The organism is Rhizobium sp. PDO1-076 (genome assembly GCF_000247475.1).
GTDB lineage: Bacteria > Pseudomonadota > Alphaproteobacteria > Rhizobiales > Rhizobiaceae > Allorhizobium.
Map to the genome: position 1 here is coordinate 1 of NZ_AHZC01000146.1, position 4,514 is coordinate 4,514.

Consider the following 4,514-nt stretch of genomic DNA (forward strand, 5'->3'; position numbering starts at 1 on the left):
GACGACAGCGCCGTGCAGGCCAGCCTGATTTCCTTCTTCGTCGCCATGGGCCTGTCGCAGCTGATCTATGGACCCGTGTCCGACATGATCGGCCGCAAGAAGCCACTCTATTTCGGGCTGGCATTGTTTGCTCTCGCCGGTGTCGGCTGCGCGCTTGCGCCGAGCATCGAGTGGCTGGTTGCGTTTCGCGCCCTGCAGGGTGTCGGTGCCTGCGCCGGTGCCGTTCTGTGCCGGGCGATCGTGCGCGATCTTCTGACCGGTGTTGCGGCTGCACACCTGATGTCGCGGCTGATGCTGGTGTTCAGCGTCTCGCCGATCCTCGCCCCGCTTGCCGGCAGCCTTGTGACCACCGTCGGTAGCTGGCGAGCGATCTTCTGGGTGATGGTCTTGGCGGCCGGCCTCGGCATCGCGCTGGTGGCGACGCTCTTGCCGGAAACACGCAACGCCGAGGCACGCAGCCAGAGCAGCTTCAAAAGCGCGATTGTCAGCTACGGCACGCTGCTGCGCGACCCGCACTATCTCGGGCTGGTGTTCATCGCCTCCTTCGGCATGTCGAGCTACATGATCTATGTCGCGAACTCGTCCTTCGTGCTGATCGACCACTACGGCTTGTCGCCGCGGCTCTACAGCGTCGTCTTCTCGCTGAACGCCGTCTCCTTCATCGGCGCCTCGCAGATGAACGGCCGACTGTCGCGGCGGTTTGGCCTCAAGCGGCTGATCCGCACAGCGGTGACCGGCTTCGCTCTGGCCTCACTGACCCTGTTTGCCCTGTTCCAGCTTGGTCTCGGCAGCCTGCCGCTGATGTGTGCCCTGCTGTTTGTCGCCTATGGTTTCCTCGGCATGGTCATTCCGACCTCGGCGGTCCTGGCGCTCGACGGTCACGGCAAGATCGCCGGCACGGCCTCCGCCCTGATGGGCACGCTGCAGTTCGTCACGGCATCAAGCGTGATCGGGATTGCCAGCGTCTTCGCCGACGGCACGGCGCTGCCGATGGTCACCACGGTCACCGTTTGCGCCATGGCGGTGCTTGTGCTTGCGACATTGACGCTGCGGGAAAGACCGAAGCCGGAGACAGCTCCTAAAGTAATTAGCGAAACACCTTAGTATTCCGAAGAAGCACAAAAAAGAGCGGCGGGGTGAAGGCCCCGCCGCTCTTTTGTTTGACCCGGTGACCTTTCAGTCAATCCGATCAGTCGATATCGGAGACGGCATCCGCCTTGCCGCTAATGCGGTGGGCAAGAGCTGCTTCCATGAACTCGTTCAGGCCACCGTTCAGGACATAGTCCGGATCCGTGCTTTCAACGCCGGTGCGCAGGTCCTTGACCAGTTGGTAGGGCTGCAGGACGTAGGAGCGGATCTGGTGTCCCCAGCCGATATCCGTCTTCGAGGCGGCTTCGACATTGGCGGCATCTTCGCGCTTCTTCAGCTCGGCTTCGTACATGCGGGCACGCAGCATGTCCCAAGCCTTGGCCTTGTTCTTGTGCTGCGACCGTTCCTGCTGGCATTGCACGACGATGCCGGTCGGGATATGCGTGATACGCACGGCCGAGTCGGTCGTGTTGACGTGCTGGCCGCCGGCGCCGGACGAACGATAGGTGTCGATACGGCAATCGCTTTCGTTGATGTCGATCTGGATCGAATCATCAACAACCGGATAGACCCAGACGCTCGAGAACGAGGTATGGCGGCGGGCGTTCGAATCGTAGGGCGAGATGCGCACAAGACGATGCACGCCCGATTCGGTCTTCATCCAGCCATAGGCGTTGTGGCCCTTGATATGCACGGTCGCCGACTTGATGCCGGCTTCTTCGCCGTCATGCACTTCGAGAACCTCGACCTTGAAGCCCTGCTTTTCGGCCCAGCGGATATACATGCGCAGCAGCATGTTGGCCCAGTCCTGCGACTCGGTACCACCTGCGCCGGAATGCACTTCGATATAGGTGTCGTTGCTGTCGGCTTCGCCCGACAGCATGGCTTCGACCTGGCGGCGGGCCGCTTCGACCTTGAGCAGCTTCAGCTGCTCCTCGGCATCCTTGACGATGCTTTCGTCGCCCTCTTCCTCGCCCATCTCGATCAGCTCGATATTATCCAACATCTGCTGTTCGAGACGCTTGACGCCGGAAATGCTGTCATCCAGCTGCTGGCGCTCGCGCATCAGCTTCTGGGCTTCCTGGGCGTCGTTCCAGAGGTTCGGGTCTTCGGCCTTGTTGTTCAACCAGTCCAGTCGTCTTACCGCCTGATCCCAGTCAAAGATGCCTCCTCAGCAGGCTTATGGCCTGCTTGATTTCGTCGACTACATTCTCGATTTCATTACGCATAAGTCTGGTTCTCAACCTCGAAGAAAAACGGGTCCGATGGGGAACGGTTAAAAAAACGTGGCCCTCGAATAGTTGCGCCCGGCCTTTCTGTAAAGGGCCGGGCGCAAGCATCCAGGGTCAATGGGTCAGAACAGGCCGCCGGATCCGGACGTCACGGCCTGGTTTGCCTGCGGCGAAGCCTTCAGAATTTCCTCCGGTGGTGCGTAGCCGTCCATGCCGATGACGGACAGCGTGTCGGCCGGGCCGGTTCCGGGCTTGAAGGCCTCCATGATCGTATCCGGCTCACCTTCCAGCGCAAACATGCCGGTGGTGCGGTTGACGGCGACAACGCTCATGCCTTCCGGCACGAGAAACTTGCCCGCCGGCTTGCCGGCAACGGCGGCCTGCATGAAATCGTTGAAAATCGGCGCAGCCAGCGATCCGCCGGTCGAGCCGCGCCCAAGCGGTGCCGGCGTATCGAAGCCGATAAAGACGCCCGCGACGAGGTCCGGCGTATAGCCGACGAACCAGGCGTCCTTTTCGTCGTTCGAGGTACCGGTCTTGCCGGCGACCGGACGGTCGAGCTTGATCTTGCCGGCAGCCGTACCGCGGGTGACGACGCCTTCGAGCATCGACGTGATCTGGTAGGCCGTCATCGGATCGAGAACCTGCTCGCGGTTGTCGACAATATTGGGTTCCTGCTGGCCGCCGAAGCTGTCGGCGTTGCAGCCTTCGCAAATGCGATCCTCGTGGCGGAAGATCGTCTTGCCGTGGCGGTCCTGGATACGGTCGATCAGCGTCGGCTTGATCTGCTTGCCACCATTGGCGAACACGGCATAGGCCGAGACCATGCGCAGAACGGTCGTTTCGCCGGAGCCCAGCGACATGGCCAGAACCGGGTTCATCTTGTCATAGACGCCGAAGCGTTCGGCATATTCCGCCACCAGGTTCATGCCCATGTCATTGGCAAGGCGCACGGTCATCAGGTTACGCGATTTTTCAATGCCCATGCGCAGCGTCTGCGGACCGGCGGAGCCACCGCCGTAGTTCTGCGGGCGCCAGACCTGGCCGCCGGAGACGAATTCGATCGGCGCATCGAGGATGACCGAGGCCGGCGTGTAGCCGGTATCAAGGGCTGCTGCATAAACGAAGGGCTTGAAGGACGAACCGGGCTGGCGCATGGCCTGGGTGGCGCGGTTGAACTCCGACTGGGCATAGGAGAAGCCGCCGACCAGGGCCAGAACACGGCCCGTATGCGGATCCATGGCGACCAGGCCACCCTGGACCTTGGGCGGCTGGCGCAGGCGATAGCGATTGCTCTCGCCGGCGACCGGCTCGACATAGACGACGTCGCCGACCGACAGGACGCCCTGCGGCGACTTTGCCGACTTGCGGTCCGCCGAGGCCGAGCGATAGGCCCATTCCATGTCGTCCGGTTCGATGCGACCGCGGGCGCGCTCAGCGACAACCTTGCCGCCGCCTTCCTTGGCGGGCTGCAGGCCGATGTCGACGCCGTCGGTCGAGGAATCGAGCACGATCGCGATTTTCCATTCCGGGACGTCGGCAAGACCTGCGACGTCTGCCAGCGGCACGCCCCAGTCACCTTCGACAGGGATCTGCTTGATCGGACCGCGGAAACCGCGGCGCTGGTCATAGGTCAGAAGCGCCGACTGCAGGGCCCTGCGCGCCTGGATCTGCATCTCGGGATCGAGCGATGTGCGGATCGACAGGCCACCTTCGTAGAGCGACTTGTCGCCGAACCGTTCGATGATCTGCCGGCGCACTTCCTCCGAGAAGTAGTCGGATGCGAACAGGGAGGAACCGGTGCGACGCAGATTGACACCGAGCGGCTGCTTCTTCGCTTCGGCGCCTTCTTCGCTGGTCACAAAACCATTTTCGACCATGCGGTCGATGACCCAGTTGCGGCGCTCGATGGCAGCGGCTTCCCTGCGGAAGGGATGATAGTTGTTCGGCCCCTTGGGCAAGGCTGCCAGATAAGCCGTCTCGGCAATCGTCAGTTCGGTGACCGACTTGTCGAAATAGGTGAGTGCCGCGCCGGCGATGCCATAGGCATTCAGGCCGAAGAAGATCTCGTTGAGATAGAGCTCGAGGATCTTGTCCTTGGAATAGGCCTGCTCGATGCGGAAGGACAGAATGGCTTCCTTGATCTTGCGGTCCATCGTCTGGTCGGATGAAAGCAGGAAGTTCTTGGCGACC

At 61.9% G+C, this 4,514-nt stretch carries 3 protein-coding genes; 1 reads left to right on the forward strand and 2 read right to left on the reverse strand.

Annotation, left to right across the window (positions count from 1 at the left end; translation table 11 throughout):
* The coding region (locus PDO_RS10280; protein WP_007601383.1) for a multidrug effflux MFS transporter at positions 1–1,104 on the forward strand (1,104 nt) is incomplete at its 5' end.
* A gap of 85 nt (positions 1,105–1,189) precedes the next feature.
* Here the strand turns inward: PDO_RS10280 and prfB are convergent.
* Positions 1,190–2,318 (reverse strand): peptide chain release factor 2 gene (prfB, locus tag PDO_RS10285; RefSeq protein ID WP_141649878.1). Its coding sequence is split into 2 segments (ribosomal slippage): positions 1,190–2,248 and positions 2,250–2,318, totalling 1,128 coding nucleotides; the frame shifts between segments, so codons are not numbered across the junction.
* A 125-nt stretch (positions 2,319–2,443) separates the two neighbouring features.
* Positions 2,444–4,514, reverse strand: a 2,071-nt coding sequence (locus PDO_RS10290) for a penicillin-binding protein 1A (RefSeq protein ID WP_007601385.1), incomplete at its 5' end; no start/stop codon positions are given.